The 20,352-nt window shown below is 58.9% G+C and carries 17 protein-coding genes and 5 pseudogenes; 6 read left to right on the top strand and 16 right to left on the bottom strand.

The window, feature by feature from the left end; genetic code table 11:
• Nucleotides 1-3 precede the first annotated feature (3 nt).
• From tnpC to ABID59_RS22390, 4 genes and pseudogenes are all read right to left on the bottom strand, one after another.
• Nucleotides 4-1,349: pseudogene (gene tnpC, locus ABID59_RS22405) on the bottom strand (IS66 family transposase); the annotation flags it as partial.
• Complete coding sequence (locus ABID59_RS22400; RefSeq protein WP_354084777.1) at nt 1,349-2,329, bottom strand: tetratricopeptide repeat protein; 981 nt, start codon at nt 2,327-2,329, stop codon at nt 1,349-1,351. The gene ABID59_RS22400 and the pseudogene tnpC, both read right to left, overlap by 1 nt.
• Before the next feature lie 42 nt (nt 2,330-2,371).
• Nucleotides 2,372-2,608 (bottom strand): hypothetical protein, encoded by a 237-nt coding sequence (locus ABID59_RS22395; RefSeq protein ID WP_354084776.1) that lies wholly within the window; start codon nt 2,606-2,608, stop codon nt 2,372-2,374.
• 188 nt (nt 2,609-2,796) lie between these two features.
• Entirely contained in the window at nt 2,797-3,297 is a 501-nt protein-coding gene (locus tag ABID59_RS22390; RefSeq protein ID WP_354084775.1) for a hypothetical protein, read from the bottom strand.
• Nucleotides 3,298-3,735: 438 nt separating this feature from the next.
• On the opposite strand from ABID59_RS22390, the pseudogene ABID59_RS22385 reads away from it, so the two are divergent.
• Nucleotides 3,736-4,020: pseudogene (locus tag ABID59_RS22385) on the top strand (tyrosine-type recombinase/integrase); the annotation flags it as partial.
• Nucleotides 4,021-4,499: 479 nt separating this feature from the next.
• On the opposite strand, the gene ABID59_RS22380 reads toward ABID59_RS22385, so the two are convergent.
• Nucleotides 4,500-5,990, bottom strand: a complete 1,491-nt coding sequence (locus tag ABID59_RS22380) for a S10 family peptidase (protein WP_502916822.1) — start codon at nt 5,988-5,990, stop codon at nt 4,500-4,502.
• A 443-nt stretch (nt 5,991-6,433) separates the two neighbouring features.
• On the opposite strand from ABID59_RS22380, the pseudogene ABID59_RS22375 reads away from it, so the two are divergent.
• A pseudogene (locus tag ABID59_RS22375) lies at nt 6,434-6,598 on the top strand (IS3 family transposase); the annotation flags it as partial.
• A 962-nt stretch (nt 6,599-7,560) separates the two neighbouring features.
• Here the strand turns inward: ABID59_RS22375 and ABID59_RS22370 are convergent.
• The 6 genes from ABID59_RS22370 to ABID59_RS22345 are packed head-to-tail and all read right to left on the bottom strand — an operon-like array spanning nt 7,561 to nt 12,693.
• Entirely contained in the window at nt 7,561-8,076 is a 516-nt protein-coding gene (locus tag ABID59_RS22370; protein ID WP_354084773.1) for a ubiquitination-like system serine protease family protein, read from the bottom strand.
• Between the two features lie 2 nt (nt 8,077-8,078).
• Nucleotides 8,079-9,782, bottom strand: coding sequence for a hypothetical protein (locus tag ABID59_RS22365; RefSeq protein WP_354084772.1), 1,704 nt, complete (start codon nt 9,780-9,782; stop codon nt 8,079-8,081).
• Between the two features lies 1 nt (nt 9,783).
• The gene (locus ABID59_RS22360; protein WP_354084771.1) at nt 9,784-11,115 is read right to left on the bottom strand and encodes a HesA/MoeB/ThiF family protein; all 1,332 of its coding nucleotides are present in this window, start codon (nt 11,113-11,115) and stop codon (nt 9,784-9,786) included.
• On the bottom strand, nt 11,112-11,510 hold the full coding sequence (locus ABID59_RS22355; RefSeq protein WP_354084770.1) for an E2/UBC family protein: 399 nt from the start codon (nt 11,508-11,510) through the stop codon (nt 11,112-11,114). The genes ABID59_RS22360 and ABID59_RS22355 overlap by 4 nt, the downstream gene beginning before the upstream one ends.
• Complete coding sequence (locus ABID59_RS22350; RefSeq protein ID WP_354084769.1) at nt 11,510-11,761, bottom strand: multiubiquitin domain-containing protein; 252 nt, start codon at nt 11,759-11,761, stop codon at nt 11,510-11,512. The genes ABID59_RS22355 and ABID59_RS22350 overlap by 1 nt, the downstream gene beginning before the upstream one ends.
• Nucleotides 11,762-11,796: 35 nt before the next feature.
• A complete protein-coding gene (locus ABID59_RS22345; RefSeq protein WP_354084768.1) occupies nt 11,797-12,693 on the bottom strand; it encodes a BrxR family helix-turn-helix transcriptional regulator in 897 nt (298 codons plus the stop codon).
• 452 nt (nt 12,694-13,145) lie between these two features.
• Between ABID59_RS22345 and ABID59_RS22340 the strand changes: the two genes are divergently transcribed.
• The gene (locus ABID59_RS22340; protein WP_354084767.1) at nt 13,146-14,264 is read left to right on the top strand and encodes a GSU2403 family nucleotidyltransferase fold protein; all 1,119 of its coding nucleotides are present in this window, start codon (nt 13,146-13,148) and stop codon (nt 14,262-14,264) included.
• Nucleotides 14,265-14,455: 191 nt separating this feature from the next.
• On the opposite strand, the gene ABID59_RS22335 is transcribed toward ABID59_RS22340, so the two are convergent.
• Nucleotides 14,456-14,737 (bottom strand): AAA family ATPase, encoded by a 282-nt coding sequence (locus tag ABID59_RS22335; RefSeq protein ID WP_502916821.1) that lies wholly within the window; start codon nt 14,735-14,737, stop codon nt 14,456-14,458.
• Between the two features lie 747 nt (nt 14,738-15,484).
• On the opposite strand from ABID59_RS22335, the pseudogene ABID59_RS22330 reads away from it, so the two are divergent.
• The 3 genes and pseudogenes from ABID59_RS22330 to ABID59_RS22320 form a co-directional block, all read left to right on the top strand.
• A pseudogene (locus ABID59_RS22330) lies at nt 15,485-15,784 on the top strand (DinB/UmuC family translesion DNA polymerase); the annotation flags it as partial.
• Between the two features lie 140 nt (nt 15,785-15,924).
• Nucleotides 15,925-16,125 (top strand): hypothetical protein, encoded by a 201-nt coding sequence (locus ABID59_RS22325; protein ID WP_354084765.1) that lies wholly within the window; start codon nt 15,925-15,927, stop codon nt 16,123-16,125.
• Between the two features lie 16 nt (nt 16,126-16,141).
• The gene (locus ABID59_RS22320; RefSeq protein ID WP_354084764.1) at nt 16,142-16,543 is read left to right on the top strand and encodes a hypothetical protein; all 402 of its coding nucleotides are present in this window, start codon (nt 16,142-16,144) and stop codon (nt 16,541-16,543) included.
• Nucleotides 16,544-16,995: 452 nt separating this feature from the next.
• Here ABID59_RS22320 and ABID59_RS22315 read toward each other — a convergent pair.
• From ABID59_RS22315 to fixJ, 4 genes and pseudogenes are all read right to left on the bottom strand, one after another.
• Nucleotides 16,996-18,278: pseudogene (locus ABID59_RS22315) on the bottom strand (NAD(P)/FAD-dependent oxidoreductase).
• 186 nt (nt 18,279-18,464) lie between these two features.
• On the bottom strand, nt 18,465-19,163 hold the full coding sequence (locus tag ABID59_RS22310) for a helix-turn-helix domain-containing protein (protein ID WP_354084763.1): 699 nt from the start codon (nt 19,161-19,163) through the stop codon (nt 18,465-18,467).
• A 70-nt stretch (nt 19,164-19,233) separates the two neighbouring features.
• Entirely contained in the window at nt 19,234-19,689 is a 456-nt protein-coding gene (locus ABID59_RS22305; protein ID WP_354084762.1) for a response regulator, read from the bottom strand.
• A 44-nt stretch (nt 19,690-19,733) separates the two neighbouring features.
• Nucleotides 19,734-20,351 carry a response regulator FixJ gene (fixJ, locus tag ABID59_RS22300; protein WP_354084761.1) on the bottom strand — a complete coding sequence of 206 codons (618 nt, stop codon included), beginning with the start codon at nt 20,349-20,351 and terminating at the stop codon, nt 19,734-19,736.
• Nucleotide 20,352: the final 1 nt, after the last annotated feature.

Genomic DNA, 20,352 nt, shown 5'->3' with positions numbered 1-20,352 from the left:
TCCGCGCTCCAGGAGATTGTTGTCGATCGGCATCCTGCCGTCCTCGGCGTAGCGCGTCAGATATTCCCATTGGTTTCGGGTGTAGGATATGGCGTCGCCAAGCTTGCTGTCCGGCAAGACCTTCGGGGCGATTTGATCGAGCCATTCCTTGAGGGCGTTCAGGACGGGAATGCTGTGTTGCTGGCGGAAGCGGCGAATGCATTGATCTGGCGTTTCGCCTCTGTCTGGTTTTTCGTCCCGCGCCTGCCTTTCAACCCGGTAAAGCTGTTCGAAGAACCGCAGCGCCTGCTCGGGCGGACCGCCGCCTTTCTTCCTCGCCTTGAGGGCATCGACAAAGCGTCGCCTGGAGTGGGCCATGCATCCAATGTGGGTTGCCCCTTCCAGCGTGCGCCAGGCGGTATAGCCGTCACTCATCACGATGCCACGGTAATCGCCGAGAAAGGCCTGCGGGTGGATTTGGCCACGGCCTGGCTGATAATCGAGAAGCACGATGGGGTGGTCGCTGTCCTCGCCGCTGCGATAGGCCCACATATACGATGTACTGGTGGCCTCTCTGTCCTTTTCCTTGAGGACCTGAACCGTCGTCTCGTCGCCATGGATGAGGGGCTGCGATCTGAGCCGCAGCTTCAGGGCGTCATAGATGCGGGAGAGATGCTTCTCGCTTGAGCCGATCACCCAGTGGCCCAGAGCGCCGCGGCTGACAGCAACACCGGCGCGTTCGAATGCCTGCGCCAGGCGGTAGAGCGGCGTGCCATCGACATATTTATGAACCAGCGCGAACGCCAGCGTTCAGGCCGTGGCAACGCTGCCCGGCAAGGGCTGCGTCGGCATCGGCGCCGTCACGACAGGTGCGTTGATCCCGGTGCGATCGCAATGGCGGCACCCATATTTGAAGCGTACGTTCTGTAAAACCTTCGCCTTCACCTCGATATGAAGTTGCTCGGTGACAGCCTCGCCCATGCGATGCATCTGGCCACGGCAACACGGACACGCCTTCTGATCGTCGGGCAGGTCATACTCGACGCGCTCACGCGGCAGGTTCGCGCTGGCAGCGGCCTGCGGCCGCGCTTCTTTCCTGTTGTGTTTTCGACGGGTGGCAAGCCCGTGTCCGGAAGTTCGGCGATATTGTCCGTATCACTGCCGGTGTCATCTTCGTCCGCGACCTTCTCAGCTTCATTGATGAGACGATCGACGTGCTTTTCGCTGCGTGGCGCAAAACGATGCAGGCGTGCCAGCGCCAGTTCTTCCTCGAGTTTGACGACGCGGTCGGCGAGTTGATGGTTCTCCGCCTGCAGCGCAGCAATGCGCGCCAACAGCACTTCAACACTCGGATCGCCGGTTCGATTCATCAGATTCTTGAATCTGAACCGTACCGACGCGTCAACCGCTCAGCTCGAGAGCTCAGCCGGCAAGCTGATATTGCCGCAACGGATGGCGGACCATCGCATCGATATCGATGCCGTCGAGGAGTGTGGATCTCCACGTTCCAATTCGAAATGGATTTGGTGTCGACGACGACATCGGCGCCCTTGCCGGGCGTCCCGCAGAACGACGATTCTCCGGCGAGGTTGAACACCGAGCCTCGGCCTTCCTTTGCAGCGCCGACTATGGCGCGAGATTGGAACGTGATGCCGCCGCCGCCGCGTCCATTCCGGAAAAGAAAGTGAAACATGTCCGGCGCGAGGCTATCGCCCGCGTTGGCGGCGGTCTTCAGCAAGCGTGCGGCCTCCGCGCAGTCCTTCTTCCCGCCTTCGCCCCGTCCATAGAGATAGGCGAGCATCCGCAGGCTTCCCAGATGCCCCTCGTCTTTCCCCTTCTCAAACCACGACTTGGCCCCGTCAAAATCCTTCTCATGGATGGCGACGATCCCGAGGTTGAACATGGCTGGACCAAAATGCAGATCGGCCGCCTTCTTAAGCCACGCAATGCCCGTCTCCCGATCGTCCTTGCCAGTGCCCTCGATAAGGTAGCCCACACCCAGTTCTACCATCGCGGGCTGGTATCCGCCGTCGGCGGCGCGTTCCATCCATTCACGCGCCTTTTGCACGTCCCGTTCCGCGCCGTCGCCGAAGGTATACTTCATCGCAAGATTGAACATGGCCCAGGTGTCACCGGCTTTGGTGAACTGCTCGAGCGAATTGATGCTGAATCGTTCGGGAAAGTCTCGCGCGCGCACCGCGCTCGGTGGCAGCACGCTGGCAAGCGCGGCGCTCGCGAAGACCGAACCCAGCAGGAGCTGGCGCAAACCAGGTGACGCATTGAAATGGGCTTGGTCATGGGGGTGATCCCTTCCGCTAATGCGCAGCCGGACCGGTTGTTGAACCACCACGGGCAGAGGTCTCGACGAAGGTATTCGCCGTCTTTCCGAGCTTCATGCTGATGTCGCCTGCCGCGCCGGCATGCGCGCCGTTTCCGCCATCGCTGCCGATCTTGAAGGAGGGCCGGTTGTCTCGTCAGTCTGAATGACGATGTTGCCGCCCTTGCCGCCGCTGCTGCTCATGGACGAGGTGACCGTCCAGCTCCCGATCCCGACCGCTGCGATCGCAGCGGTCGCGATCGCAGCAAGGCGGATGACCTTGTACGCTTGCGTGGCATTGAGCTTCTTCATTAAGCTCCGCCGGACCAGTTTCGTGTTCAGGGCGAGGACAACGGCGACACACAAACCCGCAAGACCTGCGACCGCGCCAAACTGCTCAAAGAACTTGACCATGATGGATCTCGAAAAATTGGGTTGAATGCGCGTTGGACAAACAGGTGGCTGTTATCGCTCAACGCGCCAATGGGTAGGCGCGCTTCTTACGCGTGAAGCGGATGGACGAGAGGCACGCGCTTGGTTGCTCGCGTCGCCTTGCGGCGGCGGAAGAAGGACGCCGCAATCGCCAGCACGGAAACCAGCGTGAACGAGCCGATCGCCAGGCGCACCTCCTTGGTCGTCGCGTCCAGGGCGCGGCTGGCAAAATCGAGTGCGTCGTTCTTCGCTTTCTCGGCTGCCGCCAAGCCTTCATTCTTCCAACGCTCCGTGCGTTTCTGCCAGCCCCACGGATCCTTGATGGACTGCGCGGTCTGCTCGAACGGACGGGCAATCATAGGCCCGGCCTTCTCGATGGCCTTGCCGGTATCGTTGACGCCCTGCTTCAGGCCATCGAGGGGCTTGTCGGGAACAGGGCGATAGAACGGGTGGTAGCCGCCCAAATTCGGGCCGTGGCCCCATCCGCCGGCGTCGGCAGGACTCTGAGAAAACAGGAGAGAAGAACTCAAGATAAACACGCCAGCAGTCAGACTGCGTTTGGTGCTCATGGATTTTCGGAACGTCCGTCCTCTGGTTGTCGAAACGGCGAGAACCTCGTCCTTCCAACCTAAACGGGAGATGAACGAAGCACCGGTGCGACAACTTGGCAGCCCAGATTAAATTGCCGTAAGCCAGTTGACGGCATCGATTTGACGCAATCGAAGGCTGCGCGATTGCGCGCGCGTCCGCTATCGCGGAGCAGGCTTTCGTGAACCGCGCCGCAAGGCGTCCCGGCCATCCGGCTTCAATCCTTCGCGCAAGTATAGACGGAGAGCGGCACGCCGCTCGCTTTCATCTTGAAGTTGCTAAGGGCCTCCAGCCCTCGCGCGCGCAAGGCATCCAAACGCTCCGCGCCGCCTCCACACGTTTCCCGCAAGGGCGGGGCCCTCTTGCGGACCCTCGGCGCTCCGCGTCCGGAGCCTCCTTGCACTTGCTACCCCCGGTCTCGCCGACGGGCAGCCGAGAAGCAGCGCACCACGCTAACCACACTCATTGTTGAAGATGGTCCCTATCAGGCGTCCTTGACCGGACGCCAAGTCGTCAACTGGAAGCCAGCAATGTCGGCGCTGCGGCGCGGGCTCAAGGAACACTCCGAGAGCGCCGTCGGAGACCTGACGCGGCGACAGATCATGGCGGCCGTCGACAAGATTGCCAAGACCGGCAAGCGTGGGGCGGCCAAGGACCTGCGCAAGCACACCCACACTTTCCTCGAATGGTGCGTCAGCGAGGGGTTGACGCTCCTAAGATGCCAGTTGTGCAGAACTGCTCTCTGAGGATATTTCCCACGACGGTAGAAAATGGTGGTTGTACGTCAGCGAGATTGACGCAATGCAAGGGCAGATAGGAACACTCAAGAAGCCGTTTTCAAGCGCCCGCAGAGTCCGCAAAGCAAACCTCAGCCGAGTCGGCAACAATGATGCGGCACAACGACAAGGAGTAGGCTCCCCTGATCCACAACCAAAACCAGGGGACCAGGAACTTACACGTCGGGCTTGATATTTCTCAGCGCAAAACCGCCATCTGCGTAGTCAACGGCAAGGGAAAGATCATTGCCGAAGGCAACAGCTTAACCCTGCCAAGCGATATCCATGGCTGGCTGGTCGGCAAAGAGATCGATCTCACGGCCATCCAGGGAGTTTGCCTCGAAGCCGGCGCCATGAGCATGCTCGTGCGAACACGAGCATGCTTGTGACCTAGTTCGCGGTGCGGGTTACTTCATAATCGCTTCGGCCTCCGCACGAAACGCCTGGCGCGAGCCATCTCGTGAATAGAACATGTGGCCGCCTGGCAAGACTACGAGTTTGACGCGCGGTGCTGATGCAAATGGCGGCAATTGGTCGAGCACGATCTGTGATCCGAGATAAGGCGTGGCGAGGTCAAACAGGCCGTGCCCGACCAGCAATTTCATCTTCGGGTCGGTTGCGAGAATCTGGCGCAGCTCCGACAGCGACTCCGGAAGGCCGCGGCCGTAATCCCAAGCCTGCCCGACCGCGCGGTTGACTAGCTCATAGGAGCCGTCCGGACGCCAGTTTAGCTTGCGCGTAAGGAGATCGACAGTGGCGCTGGTCAAAGGTGCGAGCAGCGTGTCGCTCGACGGATCGCCGGAAAGATGGAAATCCGAGTCCGGAAACGGATCGAGGCCACGCACTGAGGCGTCATATCTGCCGATTAACATGCCGTTCTTACGATCGAACTCACGGCGAAACGCGGCGAGGTCGAAGCGGCCCGCGAGCCTGCGACTCACCGCCTGATCGATGCCGGTCAGCGCCGCGACCTTGTCGGCCAGACGCATGGTCGCTTCCCTGTCCGCCTGACCTTTGATGAGGTCGATCAGAAACTCTCCGCGTGCATAAGCTTCCACGTCGGCGAGATCGGCTCGCTTTACCGGACCCTCGGCTTCACGCAGGGTCGCGACATAGCTCGGCAGTGTTGCGATGTATTGCAGCAGGCCAGTGCGGGCAAATTGGCCATAGTCGAAGAGTGGCGAGACCATTATCAGACCCTTGACTCCTATGCCCTGCCGCATCTGCAACTGGTGCACAACCTTTGGCCCGCGAATGCCCCCATAGCTTTCACCCACGATGTATTTCGGCGACAACAGCCGGTCATGCTCTTCGAGCCAGCGACGGACCACCAGCGCGAGCGCGTTGACGTCGCCGTCAACTGAAAAGAGCCGCTTGCGCACATCATCGCCGGTTCCCACGAAACGGCTATAGCCTGTGCCTACGGGGTCGATAAACACCAAATCGGTGAAGTCGAGCCAAGTCTCCGCGTTTGGCCTCACCTCCGGAAAAGTGGATGGCGTGACCTCGTCTGCATTGATCGGCAGCCGCCACGGTCCGGCATTGCCGAGCTGCAGCCAGGCCGATGATGAGCCCGGTCCTCCGTTGAAGAAGAACGTTACCGGGCGCGTGCCGCGATCGGTGCCGTCAAGCTGATAGGAGGTATAGACGATGTCGGCCTCCGGCTCGCCCTTCTCGTCGAACAGGCGGATGGAGCCGGCCGTCGCGATGAAAGAGAGCGTCCGCCCAGGGAGATCAAGCGTTTGCCTGGTGCTGGAGTCCGGCGGCAGGCGATGCTGCTCGGCGGCCGACGGCGTACTCGGCGCTTGGCCGGCGCGTTCGCCGGGGCCGCCGTTCTGGCCGGCCGGCGTCGTGGCATTGGCGCGCGGCGGCGGATTGTCTGCCTGCGCGCTCCCCATGATCCCGCTGGCAAAAAGGATCAACGCAAGAGAGGTGCTGCACAGTGCGGTCGACGACATAGAGGTTCTCCTGTGCAGGGCTTGCACTGTTGATGCGCGAGGCGTGTCTGTCAAAACGACCTAGTCATTAGCTCATGCGTGGGAACAACAAACCTACTAGAGTCAGCAGTTGTCACCGTCGGCGGGTGCAGATCATATGCCCCCACCATCGCCAATCGCCCCGATTGGCGGCTTGACCGCTGATCAGCTCAACGCGCTCGGCCTTCACGGCATGGCCAAGGCCTTCGTCGACATCGGAAGTCCCGCTCGATGTCGCAGGAACTGCTTCAGTTTTTCAGGGATCTCCGACAGCGATTTCTCAAAATTCTGGAAATACGCGTCTCGCGATGATGAATGCTGGACCAAGTCGCGAAGTTCGAAGACCCGTGGAAGCTCCCGTCGATAAAGCCATCGGCTGTTGCCGCATGACGATGAGATACCGGACGACCCGGGCCGACGGTATCGGTCTTCGCCAGCGCATGCGGGCAATCGCCCAGGAGCGCCGCCGCTACGGCTACCGACGCCTACACGTTCTGCTCAAGCGGGAGGGCTCTCTAGTAAATCGGAAAACACCTTCGACCGTCACCAAGCTGCCGTGATTGGCCGCAATTGAGTTGTTTTAATCATTTTCTTCCTGCCGGAACAGACCTGTTCTTTCGATGAGGCTTCAACTGAGCATTCAATTGTTGGGCCCATCCATCTCGAAGCTTAATTCGCTCCAAATACTTTGAGGAAATATCTGGAATGTAAGAAGCACTGAGGCCGGACACGCTGTTGACGACAACGTTAGTAAGAGTGGTGCCGGAGAGCTGATCGTATCTTGCTTGCTAATGCGATGTTGATTGGGCCCCCAGTAGGATAGCCATCTCTTCGAGTTCCTGGCTGGCGAAGGACGTCGGGGATATGCGAGCCACCTTACCGTCGCAGGTTCTTCGCGGGTTGTCGTCGCGTACCGTAGTCGACGTTTGGCAGGCTTGCACGATCAGAGAAGGTTACCCAGGGGCGCCTGACAGAGAAGCGGGGTTTCCTGGCTCGAACCTCAGACGGAGAATTCGCGTTCGCCAGCAACACAGCGGCGGCGGAGTTGGATGCACTTCGCGCAGCTAGGCGAGCAATCTACGAACGGGCCCGCCAAGCGCGATCTCGATCTCAGCTGGACACGCGACGTGTTGTGCTGGTCATGGTCGCTCGGACAGGACAGCACTCGACATTGGGAGGGGTCCCTATATCCGATTTGGTGCCTGCGGATGATATCGGCGATCGTGCGCCACTCCCGCTCCTGCCCGGGGCCTGCGGATGACGTTATGATTTGCTGCTCGATCATCGAGCGCGACAACGAAGGGATGCCCGCAATTCTGGCACTCGATGGCGAGGAGCGCGCATTCGCGAGCGTAAATGTTCGCGATGCGGCGTGACGCGAAATCGCAGTAGCGCGGCACGCCCTACTCGTCGAACCAGCGCGGCGGTTCGGCGATGCGTGAAAGAATATCGTCGTAGCGTTGGTGCATGGTTTCAAAAGCTCTTTCGTCGTCTAAAGTCGCCGAAAGCGGCCATTTGACTGACCCGATCCTTCGATGGCTTTGCCCTTTCGGCAAAGCTTTCGGCAACAGCGCAAAACATCCCACGGCACGCTGCCGGCGATTTGATCGGATATCTCTTCGATTGGTTGTTCACGAGCGGAGAGCGTTTCGAGTACCCGGTCGAGCAGTTCGGCCTCGCTGATTTCTTCCTCGTCCAGCCACCAGTCGTCTCCTCGCGGTCCAAACAAGAGGATTTTATTGCGCAATATTATGAAGTGGCTCTTGCAGTCGGTATCGCGCCATACGGACGGATAAACGCTTGCTCCCTTCGGAGAGTCGTAAAGACGCCAAGCTGGACCTGCGCGCCGATCGAGATTCACCGGCAGTTCAGAACCGCATCCGCATGGGCACAACATGATCAGCCAACGTGGACCTTTGCGATCCACGATGACAGCATCTCCCGGTTGCTTGAGATGCGTGCCAGCGTCGGCGCGGGAAGGCACTCTGACTTTGATGTTGAAATTCATGATCACTGTCCCGCATCCCCCGATTGATGCTTGTGCTTGCCGGCTGGCGACGCAGCAGTCTTGGCCATCGCCCGCAGAATTTTTTGACCAAAAAGAAATGCTATTGCTCGCGATATGTTCGGTTCGCTTGCATTGAGATCGACGTGCGGGTTGCAGCCTTTACGGATCAGGCATAGGGCGAGGGTGAGTGCGTATTGTCCGGGCTGTTCTTCCGCCGACCAGCTCAAGGTCCGGATTTGATTCACCGCATTATAAAACCACTCCGCGGGATCGCCGGGCCTACAGAAAGTCGTCTGACCACTTTTCAGGGCGCGTTCCTCGTAGAGAGGCTGAATCAACTGCACAAGGTCCGTAAACGCAAGCTTCCCTTTCTTCAGGTCTTCGATGAATCCTTCGACCAGAAGACCTCCTTCCAGCGAGGCGGGGTCATACGTCAGAGGGTAGTGCTGTTCCAACTTCTCGAAATCAATGAGGATCGCGTCACCGTGTCGGATGAGAACGTTGGTGGCGTGCATATCGCCATGTGCCGGCGCAACCTTGGGCGCGGTCTTGCCAAGGTCATCGAAAATCTTTTTCAAGGGCTCGATGCTGATATCCGCGCCGAGTTTTTGAACGAGTGGTATACGCTGGGCAGGCAATTCTATTAGTTGGTTTTGCCCCTCAACCTGCCACTTCTCCTGTAAAAAGCCGCTGAGGGTCCGTTTGTCGTCGACATAGTCTTGCTTCCGCCATCCTCCTAAAGTCTTGTCGAACAGATTCGCAATGGCATGCCCACAACGGCCGCCGCGCGCGCACGCGATCAGGGACTCCGAGCCTTCGACAAAATCGCCCACTAGGATTCCTAAAGTCGATCCGAGATTGCAGCGATCCCGCCGTAAACGGGGTCCAAGGTGGAAAGGCACATATTCAAATATGTGACCGCAATATTTGTCATACTCGTCAATGATCTTCTTGCGCGGGCCGATTTTCACGAAGAAGAGATGGGGATATGCACCGGTCGCTCCGCGTTGCACTAACCCGGCATCCGCTGATGCATAAGCCTTGAAGACCGGAGCTCCCGACATACCACCGTCAAGCAATGTCAGCCGAAGCTCCGAGCAATTCCAGAACGCTCGTTTGAGCAAGATGACGCGTTCAGCATGGCCATCAGGGCCAAACCGGTCTTGAAGAACGTTTTCGTCAAGGATCAAACTAGTTTTGGGTGAGGAACTGGCCGGGCGATCACACACTAAGGCCGCAATGTCGATCCAAGATGATGCCGTGTCGAAAAGATAAACGCACGGAAGGAGAAAGCCTCGTTCCCTCTCGCGATCATTCTGAGGTATGCTCTGCCACTCATCCGGGCGAAGATTGGCGACTGGAATTTTGTTTTGAAGCAGCGCGTTCACGACGAGCTTACGCGGGGTATCGGTTTGAGCCTTATCGGTCGCGAGCCGAATGTAGACCCTCGCATCGTAGTCCAGCAGGCAAGGGACAACCGAACCTAACTGTCGAGGCAAACTGTTAGGCTTGTTGCCATCCTGGGTCCAGATTACAGCATCTAATTGAGCCGCATACGCTGGATCGGCAAGCATGTCGGGAGCCGAGGGCTCGCATTGGAAGCCACGTTCGCGGAATCTGTCTAAATCTGCAGCGGATGGCACCTCACCGACGAAAGCGATTTTCGCGCGCGGCCTGCCCTCCGGCGAAAATTCGTGTATCGCCATGTCAGTCGTCCCGAGTAAACAAATCTTGCGAATCCCCGCGCGCTAGAACACCTCGCGAGGAGCAAACATAGCAATTCGGATTGCTGGTGAATGAAACGGCTCGCAACGAGGGTGGGCGCGCGTCGTAAATAAGATGCCTGGCCGCGCTTGGAACGCCGACCATCATGGCCAAAAACATCGTCATCGCCATTGAGGTCACGGTGCCGTTGATCGAGATGACCGCAGGCGCTGGCTCATGTGCTCCCTGAACATATTGGTCCCGACTTCGCTCCTCGGCGTTCATCATGTCTCGCCTGACTTCTTCAGAATCTAGCAGTCCGCAGCATGTAAAGCACGCCAGCCTCGGAGCGAGCGCTTGGACTCGGCCATGTATGCCTGCAATCTGACCAGCTCTGGCAGTAATAATCGAGCCCATATCAACGCAGGGGATGAGGTATTGATATGCGATCTGTTGAATTACCGCGCGGCTCCCATGGGAATCGGTGCACGAGAAGATAAAATCTGCAGCCCGCAACTCACGAGCAATCGCCGTTCGGGTCACGTCGCCCACGATGCTCTTACACACCGCACCCGGCGTGATTTCTGCAACCATTTCAGCAGCCACCTCCGTCTTGAAACGGTTGACATCGCTTAGATGAGCGCCAACCACGCGGTTAAGATTGGTTGTTTCAATGCGATCGGGATCGATAAGGATGAACTTGCGCACGCCGAGATGTGCCAACTGTTCTGCGGCAATGGAGCCGGTGCCGCCCAGCCCCACTATGGCGACGGTCAGTGATTGAAGATATTTTTGGCCGGTGGCGCCCAGTGCCCTGACCTGCCGGTCGAATTGTAGCGAAGGCGGACCTGACCCGTCTCCGGCATCGAACAGCACTTGCAATTGGGGGCCGACCGACACGACGCGCATTGGAGCCGTTTTGCCTAGGCGGCGTGCACACCAGCCGCCAGCACTGACAACCACTGCGCCATGCACCGTATCGGGCGCGCGCACGGACAAGAAACGGGCCAGATGTGCCTCACCATCATCGTCTATCTTAGAGAATTCCGGTGGAGCGGCCCCGGGATGCGAGTGCACAAAAATGGCCGAGAGATTTTGGCGTGCGGCTCTTTTGCCGATCTGCGCAATATAGTCCGGTTTGAGCTGCGCACTGATGAGCGAACGATCCGAATAATTTTCATCGGCAGGAAAGTCGAGGGTGGATACGACAAGACGGTCCATCTCGGGCAGGGCAACGCGGGATGCCAGCATGACAGCGCAGCGTTCCGTCTCTCGGCCCACAAGCTCACCGATAATTCGGCTGGCGTCTCCATCCTGAAACCTGAGCTCCATCATCGGGGCGGGTCCAGTCGCTGAAGGATTACCCGATAGAACTGTTCAAGCCGGTCGCGATTGGGGTCCCATGTCTGCAGGTGCCAGGAAAACCACGTCAGTGGACGACCCGGATTGGTATCGTAGGGCAAGGGTGTTCCTTCATTCGCATTCTGCGGAATTGCGCCATTGGGAAGGCGTACAGGCGGCGAAACCCAGAAGCAGTCGGGTCTTGCGGCGGGATACCCCGGAGGTGCGATGAAGAGAATGTCGGCCTTTTTAGAACTCCAGCCGTCAGGCAGATCGATCCCTTTAACCGTAATGAGGTACGAGGCATCGGCTCGGCGCTGAATTTCAGCATCTTGATGCCTGAATTCCCGAAGGTATTCCTTCAGTTGCTGGAATTGCTCGCCGATCATCAGAGCCCAAATGTCGCTGGCGGGACAGCGAAAAAGTGTTTCACGCGTTCAGTGATTCCCACAGCTTCTCCATCGCCTAGGCCCTTGTCGGGTTTGTCACCTTCTTCTTCGAGAAAGAGCTGATAATTGGGGGCGACATTAGCAATCGCCTTTATCTCCGCGCCAGTCAGGGCGGTCTTGGCACTTTCGTGACGAATTGCGTCCACATAAAATGCGTGCAGTTTTTTTTCGGATTTCTCTGCTTCAGACATGTTGTGCTCCTTCTAGGATTTGTGCTTGCGATGCGTCATTGGTCGTCCTTTGAATCTTCAAACTGTGCGCGGTTGGCCCACACGATTGGCTGAGACTCCTGCGGTGATTCAATCCGCAGGTGGCGCACGAAATATGAAACAAGCGAGCGGCGGATCGTCTTCGATAACCGTCCGTCCTGCATGCCGAAGTCGGCAATGACTGAATCTCGCTGACTGGGCGTCAGATTCGGATTGGGCTCAATGTCGATCACGACAAAGGTTTGCCAATCCGTATCGTCATGAGGATTCACGCTGCTAATACGGCGCCCGTGAATTTGTTGGAATCTAGTCAAGACGAAATCTCGAAATCGAGAAGTTCCATGACACCATGCGCGGGCGTGCCAGCGAGAACCGTCAAAGGCCAGAGAATGAGGAGCAATCCACTGACGAGTTGGACCGGGAGTGCGCATCGATTGATACGTGACATCGATCTCCGTGCCATCGCGGATTGCCCAGAGAATTGGCAACAGCATCTCAATGCGCACACGGCGGACCGGGAGCGTCACGACATCACAGGGCGGCCGGGCTCCCACAAAACTTACCGATCGGGAAATCGTACCGGTGGCGAGCCCCTGAATCTCGTTCAAATAAGTCTGGGTATCGGGCGCGAGAAACAGCGGCTTGAAATGCTCGCTCGCCCGATAGACCTTTTCGTGACGGTCGTACTCCATGTTGTCTTTGGCCAAACCAAGGTACTTGGCGAAATCCAGCGATGCTTGCTGAACCGAGATGTTGAAATATGCCGCGACCTCGCCGCGATTGATTTTGCCGTCCCACAACAGACGAAATTCGATGAATTCAAGTCGCCGGTCTTGTCCCCACGGGCGAGGCCGGGGCGCAATTTCTATGGCCCCATCAGGCGTGGCGCCTATGTCTGGTACATCGTGTAACATGATCCATCATAAAACACGACGCGTTTCATGTCAAGGAACCTTGGGTTTCATGCCGCTAAATGCGACCGCGACTGGCCTCTGACGCCCCTAAATCAGCCGAGGTCTCTAAGCTGTTGGGGGAGGAGCCGGTACGACAGTGCTCTCCGGGTCGAGCCTGCCAACTACGAACGATGGCTGCCGAAGCATCTGAGAGAAGCTTTCAAGCATCACGAAGAAGGCGTCCCCCTGCGGGTGATCGAAAACGAAGCGGTCGAACTGGTGCCTTCGCTGGACGATCGACAGATCTCATTTATCAATTGGATCGCGATGTTGCGTGCGCGGAAGAGGGAGACCGACAGCCGGGCGCGGGATCGGTGGTTCGATGGAGGCGGATAGCAGAAGGCCGATGGCGGCCCGCGGATGGAGACCAAGTTCCTTGTTTCAACAGTTTGGCTTGATACACGACGGAACTGTTGAAACCTTTGATTTTCAATGATAAATACGGTTTCAACAGTATGGGCCTTAAACTGACCGGAAGTGTTGAAACCATGGATTTTCAAGAGCTTAACAACGATCAGCGCCGCGAGGTGGTCAATAGCCAGCAGCGCTTTCAGGCCTTGCGCGACGCAAAGGAGGCGTGCGACGCTCATCGCGGTTCCCTGACCTGGGTTGAGTCCAAGGGCCATGAATACCTAGTCCGGAGCTACTACGACAAAGCGGGCCTCCGGAAGCAAAGCTCGCTCGGCGCGCGCTCTCCCGAAACGGAAAAGATGAAGGCCGACTTTGAGGCCAAGCGTACTGCGGCAGAGGACCGATTGAAAAACTTGCGCGACACGATGGACCGGCAAGCTGCGGTCAATCGTGTGCTCGGCTTGGGTCGTGTACCGCTTATCGGAGCCCGGATCATGCGCGCTCTCGATGGTTTCGGGATGCTGGGTTCAGGAATTCGGATTATCGGAACGAACGCGATCTACGGTTATGAAGCCTCTTCCGGCGTCAGAATCGATCCGGGCCTCGCCACGACGGAGGACATCGATCTTCTGTTCGACGCGCGCGGCGGGCTCACGTTCGTGGCGGACGACGACGTCTCTGACTCTTCGCTCCTCAAGATACTCCAACGTGTCGACACCAGCTTCGAACGCGCCAAGCAGACTTTCCGCGCTGTAAACCGAGACGGTTATCTCGTCGATCTGATCAAGCCTATGCAGAGTCCTCCTTGGAAGAAGGCTCCGGACAAGATTGGCTCGGACCCGGAAGACCTGACTGCCGTTCAAATCGAAGGACTCGATTGGCTGCAGAATTCTCCGGCTTTCGAGGCGATTGCGATCGACGAAAAGGGTGAACCCGTGCGTATCGTCGCGCCTGATCCTCGGGTTTGGGGCGCCCATAAGCTTTGGTTGTCCCGTCGTGCGGACAGAGAACCGCTCAAGCGCCAACGAGATGCAGCACAGGCGGAAGCTGTGGGTGCTCTGGTTGCGAACTATCTCACTCACCTGCCGTTCGAACCAGAGCAGCTGAAGATGCTTCCGAAGGAAGTGCTAGACAACGCGGCGCCGCTCTTCGTTAAGAAAGACACAGGGGCGCGAGCCTAGGGCAATCGGACCTGCAATCTCTCGGCAATCAGCGCGAGTTCAACGTCCATGATCTTGCGCGCGTCGTTCCCGGCAGAATCTGGCCGGTCCTTTAAATTCGCACGCGCCTCGTCAAACGAGTTCGTTCTGTGCGACCAACGAATTCCGAGTTCCGGAGTCTCCTAGGGCAGGAGAGCCTTAAAGCCCCATCGTTAGCCATCGAGTTCGTGTCGCAATTCGGCGTACCAATCGCGGTCATGGGTGAAGATGATCACCTGGCGGTCAGCAAATTGTTCTTTGAGAAGATCGACGATCATGCCGCGATGGTTGCGGTCGAGGCTGACCACCACGTCGTCGAGAATCAGCGGACGGTCGTTGCCGGCCTCGCGCTTGGCAAGCGCCAAAAAGATGCAAAGACCGAGGCTGTTACGGTATCCCTCGGAGATCCGCTCGGCTACACGCGCGGAATGATTATGGCTCGGCGAGGAAGACAGATGCCGTGGCTCAGGCGAATGTCCTTCGGGCGTTGCGAAACGGCACCGAGGAAGACTTCAGGCGCCGAGGGGGGCGAATGATGCTCGAGAAAATGGTGCTCCACCTCCGAGACAGCGGCACCCGCGAGGCACGCGGCAAAGCTTTGCGCCGGACCGCACGCAATAGCGCAGCGTCCATGGCATTGATTTCGATCAATCGAGCAAGTTTCATTTGAACTCCTGGGCAGGCAACTGCGAGGCTGTCATGGTGGTGCGGATTCTTTACGGTGTCCCAGCAATCCACGTGCCACCAAAGCCATTTGCGAGCCTCGCTTGAAGAGGGCAAAACTATATGCTTGTCGTCCACCGACGGAATACTCCCGCCTCACTGTCTGGTCCCGGACATTAACGTCTTCAGCCGGACACGGCTGAACACGACAACGCGGAATGTTGAATGATGATGGCGGCCTCTCATGCCGAAGTCGAACATCCGCTCCAACGGCGACCTTACGACCAAATCGCTCGGCTGATGGAGGCCGCGTACCGGCTCGTGACGGATATGCAAATGAATTCGTCACCTCGTTGCGGCGGGCTGGCCACGGAGAAATTCCGCCTGCTAACGTCTGCGTCGCGTTCGCGCCTGACCACAGTGTGAGGAGACTGAAATTTGCGGTGTGCCGCTTTCCAGGCAGTTGCGGACTGTTGCACGCGGCCCGGCATCGTCAAGATCACCGGCATCGCCTCGGGTGGATGGCGAAGACCTCGGCGTTCGCTCCCGTTGTCAGGAAGGCACAGCCGCTCGTCGACAAGGTCTGGAGGCACTGCGAGGAGAAAGGTTCGCGGTGCCGGACGGTCACGCTGAAGGTCAAGTTCAACGATTTCAAGATCATCACGCGGATCAGGTCCACACCCGTCGCGATTTCGAGCGGCAGCGAGCTCGAACGCTTGTCGATCGTCTTGCTTCAAAACGAGATGCCCGCTCCAAAGCCGGTCCGCCTTCTTGGAGTCTCCTTGTCTTCGCTCCACGGTGAGGGGCAGGCTGAGCCGCAACTCGGCCTGCCGATTTGACAGCCGCACTATCGAGCAGGATTTCAGGAGCGGCGCAGGCGCAGATCGTGTGCAGTGCGGCAGAGTTCATTAGTTAACATTCGTGAATCCCAAAATGGAAAGACTTGCGGTAGGATCGGGGCTTTCCGAGGGGCGTATCCATGTTTGAACAAGCGACAACCGCTCTATTGCGAGCGGTACTCGACGAGGTCTGCGAAAAGGTACCCAGCGACGAGACCGGCGCTCGCACCCATGTGGCCTCCAAGTTACTCGAAGCCGCAAAGACCGGCGAAACGACACCGGAGGTGCTGCGGCAGATCGGCCGGAAAGCCCTGACACAGGCGCCGACGATGTGGCGTTGATCGGGCGAGGTGCGAGGTGAATTTCCAGGTCACGGTCTTGAAGATCCTGGTCAGTTACCCGGACGGATTCGCTGTGATGGCGGACCTCAAACGCGACATGGCGATCCTCGCGACCAGCGGCCCGGAATGGGCCGAGCGTACCAAGCGCCTGGCCGCGCACGTGCCCGGGCTCGACATTTTTTCGCACGGCCTCGTTGAACGCCAAAACGGCGGTTGGAAAATCACGGTCAAAGGGCAAGCCGTGCTCGAGTCCATGGAAGCGCGCCGAGGCCAAGACGAGCCGACGGACAAGGTCCCAGTCGAAACGGCCGGGCCGGTGCCACCGTTGCCACAGCCCACCGAGCGAGCGAACCGCCGACGCGAGCGTCGCCAGCGTCGCCGCGAAGCCGGCGAACGCGCGCGAGCGCATGCATCTTGAGGAACAGAGGCGGCGGCCTTACGCCGGCTAGTGAGCGCTTCGCCATCAATCATTGCGCGCGGCCGGCCAGTTGCGCCGTCGAACAGCATGTAAAGTGAGGAAATGGCAGGATTCCTCACGCCGTTCTCAGGAAAAGGGTGACCAGCTTCACGCCGAGTGCCTTGCCCCGCTGCCAGGCCGACATGGTCAAGAGGTGACCCGGGCTTGCAACTGTACCGACGTTGTAGCTCTGCCGAACTGGCATCGCTTCTCCGCCGCACCGGAATGGCTCGCTCAGGGCATCGATCCGCTTGGGATAGTCGATTGCCGACGTCAACCTCCGTGAAGGACCGCCACATAATTCCCTCGTTCGTTCGGTCAAACATACGTGTAGTCGATGGCATCGGTACTCAGATCGCGGCATCGTTCCATACTGCTGCGAAGAAAGAGTGCCAACCGAGTTGCCCAGGCGATCAGAACCAGGAATCCATCAGGTGAAAAAGCTGGGAGCCCGCCGTATAAAAGGCTTCCTGAGCTACACGAAAACGCTGGCGTTCAACGGCAGTGACCGGCAACGGCAAATCGTTCTCCGCGATCTGCCCCAATACGTACGAAGCCAAAACACTGCCAAACACTGTGCCTGGTGCGATTCCGCGGCCGTTATAGCCACTGAAACCGATGACGTTGCGGTCCAGCTTGTGAAGCCGGGGCAAGTTGTCCGACGTCATTCCAATCATGCCGAACCAGCCGGCTTCAAACTGGACGCCCCGAAGTCCTGGAAAAAGCTTACGCAACGATCTTTGGGCCCAGGCCCGGTGAATAGATTGCCCCATCCCCTCAAGCGCACCAACACTGCCAAACACGAGTCGCCCGGAGCGATCGAGGCGAAATGAAGAGAGAACCTCTCGAGTGTCCCACACACCCTGCCGCTCAGGCAGGATCGACTTTCTCAGATCGTCGGGCAGAGAAGGCGTGGCAAAGTTGAAATAGGGCAGTTGAATCTGTTCCTGCCGTACCTCCGACCAAAGTCCTTTGCTATAAGCATCCGTCGCGACGACCACCCAGTCAGCCTCTACAGATCCGCTTTCGGTGCCGACTCTCCAACGCAAACCGTTGTGTTGCGCCGTGACGGCCTCGCTTTGCGTAAATATTCTGGCTCCCATCGCAAGCGCGGCCCGCGCTAACCCTCGCACATAGGCCAATGGCTGTATGGTGCCGGCGCGGTTATCGAGCAGCGCGCCGGTGTAGTCGCCACCGCCTACTTTCCTGTGTGTCGCCTCCGCATTTAGCACCAAGACGGGCGCTCCACGCTTCTGCCACTGTTCGGCACGAGCCTCAATCTCCTCCAGGCCCCTACGTCCGACCGCACAATGCAAGGTGCCGGCACGTTCCACTTCACATTCGATGTCGTGCTTTTCGATGAGTTCGAACACCTTCTGCGGTCCGCGGCCGAGTTGTTCAAGCAACCGTTCTCCAAACGGCGCGCGGAGCGCGTCCGGAAGCGCGTCAGGCACGAGCCACATGCCCGCATTCACGAGCCGACATTCCGCCCGGAGCCGCCGAATCCTATTTCAGACGCCTCCAAAAGCGCGACACGCGCTCCTCCTTCAGCAAGATGAAGGGCCGCCGAGAACCCGGTGTACCCACCGACAATCACGACGATATCCACTCCTGTTTCACCGGTAAGGGGAGCAGTTTCAGGCGCTGGTGGCGCAGTCAGCGCCCACAGTCCGTGTGATCGTCGATTGTTTCGCATCCGCCAATCTTGATCGACCCGAGGTCCAGCAGCTATCGTGAATACCGGTAAACTCTGGCGGACCTCTCTAGTATGAATAATTGACGCCGGCCAGTCGCTTGTTTCTCATTTCATCATGCTCGGGCGCAGTGAATAGCCGCCATCAGGCCAAGTCGCGGACGAGAAACATCGGCCGGTTGAAAGCGATCAGGCGTCGAGATTGTGCAGGTGCTGGCGGTTGCGCAGCACGATCTGGCGAGCGCCCGACAAGCCGAGTATGCCCGTTGCGTGAAGCTGCGAGAGCGCGCGCGACACGGTCTCGAGCGTGAGGCCGAGATAGTCGCCGATATCGCGCCGACACATCGGCAGCGCCATCATGTTGGCGACGGCGAGGCGGCGATCCATTTCGAGCAGGAAGGTTGCAACACGCTCCATCGCCGTCTTGCGCCCCAGCAGCAACATGTGATCTTCGGCGTGACGCAGCTCGCCCGCCGTCATGACCCAGAGCTTGCGCGCGACCTGTACGTCGATGCCGGCGACCCTTTCGAGGCTGGCCCGCTCCACGAGGCGCACGCTTGTGGCGATAATCGCTTCGGCCGCAAGGCGATGCGTCCGGCCCGGTTCGAGGCCGAACACGTCACCGGGAAGGTGGAACGCGCCGATCTGACGGCGGCCGTCGGAGAGCAGCTTGTAGCTGCGCACCGCGCCGGAGACCACCTGATAGACATATTCGGCGGGCTCGTCTTCGCCGTGGATCTCCTCGTCCTTGCAATAGGAGAACTCGGTGGCAACGAGGCCGGCTTGTCCCGCGATCGCGCCGAACTGGTCGGAAACAGGACGCGCGGGAGCGCTCTTACCGCCGATTTGGGTGTTAATCGCCTCGGTCTTGAGCGTCTGGGTCAGCATCTGCGCCATCTCCGTTGTGATGGTGCATTGGTATGCGGGATCGTACGGTCCGGAAATTTCGAGCGATATCTTAAGGAGGTTTACCTACGGAGAATCCCGTAGGTCCGTGGCCGCGCCTGTCCTGGATGGCGTGGTAGATGCATTTCGCGAGGCTTTTATCGAGGAGCGGCTTCAAAATCACGTCCTTGATCCCTGCCGCCGCCGCCCGTGCTGAGATATGTCCGTCCGGATAACCCGTGATCAGGATCACGGGCGTGTCGACGTCGGATTGGCGCAGCCGCCCGGCCAGCTCGATGCCATTGATGTCAGGCATCTTATAGTCGATGACATAACAGTCTGCGCGGGGCGGGCTCGTCGCATTGAGCAGCGCCGTGGCATTCCTGAAGGTCCGTACAGCAAAACCGTCAGTTTCCAACAGGAACCGCAGGGAGCCCAGCACGGCGGCATCGTCATCGACAACATAGACGGTGAGCTTCGCCGATGACGCCATTGGGAGCCGCTGATGGTGCGAGCCGATCTCGATCATGCTGATTGGCTAGCACAGGGCCAGCGCAAGGGCTTTGACCTGTCTCAATCCTTGATCAGGCCGGCGCGCATCGCCAGCCGCACCAGCTCCGAGAGGCTGTTGGCCTGCATCTTGGTCATCACATTGGCCCGGTACACCTCGATCGTGCGCGGGCTGATATCGTATTCGCGGGCGATCAACTTGTTGGAGAGGCCTGCGATCAGCCCCTCCATGACCTGCCGTTCGCGCGGGCTCAAGGAGGTGACGCGGGCGGCGACATCCTGGGCGATGGCTTCGCTCTTGGCCGCCGGCTCTGCCTGGCGGATAGCGGCATCGATCATGGTGACGAGGCGGTCGTCCTCGAATGGCTTCTCGAGAAAGTCGACCGCACCAAGCTTCATCGCCTCGACTGCGAGCGGCACGTCGCCGTGACCAGTCATGATCAGGATCGGAAACGGACTGTTCTGCGCCTTCGTGCGCTTGAGAAGCTCGATTCCGTCGAGGCCCGGCATGCGGATGTCCGAGACGACGCAGCCGAAGGCGAGGCCGGGCAGGGCGTCGAGGAAACTTAGCGCGTTGTCGAACAGCGTGACGCCAAAGCCTGAGGAGTCCAGCAGGAAGTTCAGCGAGTCCCGCATCGCCTCGTCGTCGTCGATGACGTAGACATGTCCCTTGGTCGTCATG

Source organism: Bradyrhizobium sp. S3.3.6, assembly GCF_040546905.1.
Taxonomy (GTDB): domain Bacteria; phylum Pseudomonadota; class Alphaproteobacteria; order Rhizobiales; family Xanthobacteraceae; genus Bradyrhizobium; species Bradyrhizobium cytisi.
Note: the sequence above shows the minus strand (reverse complement) of the source record. Positions and strands in the feature narration are given on the sequence as shown.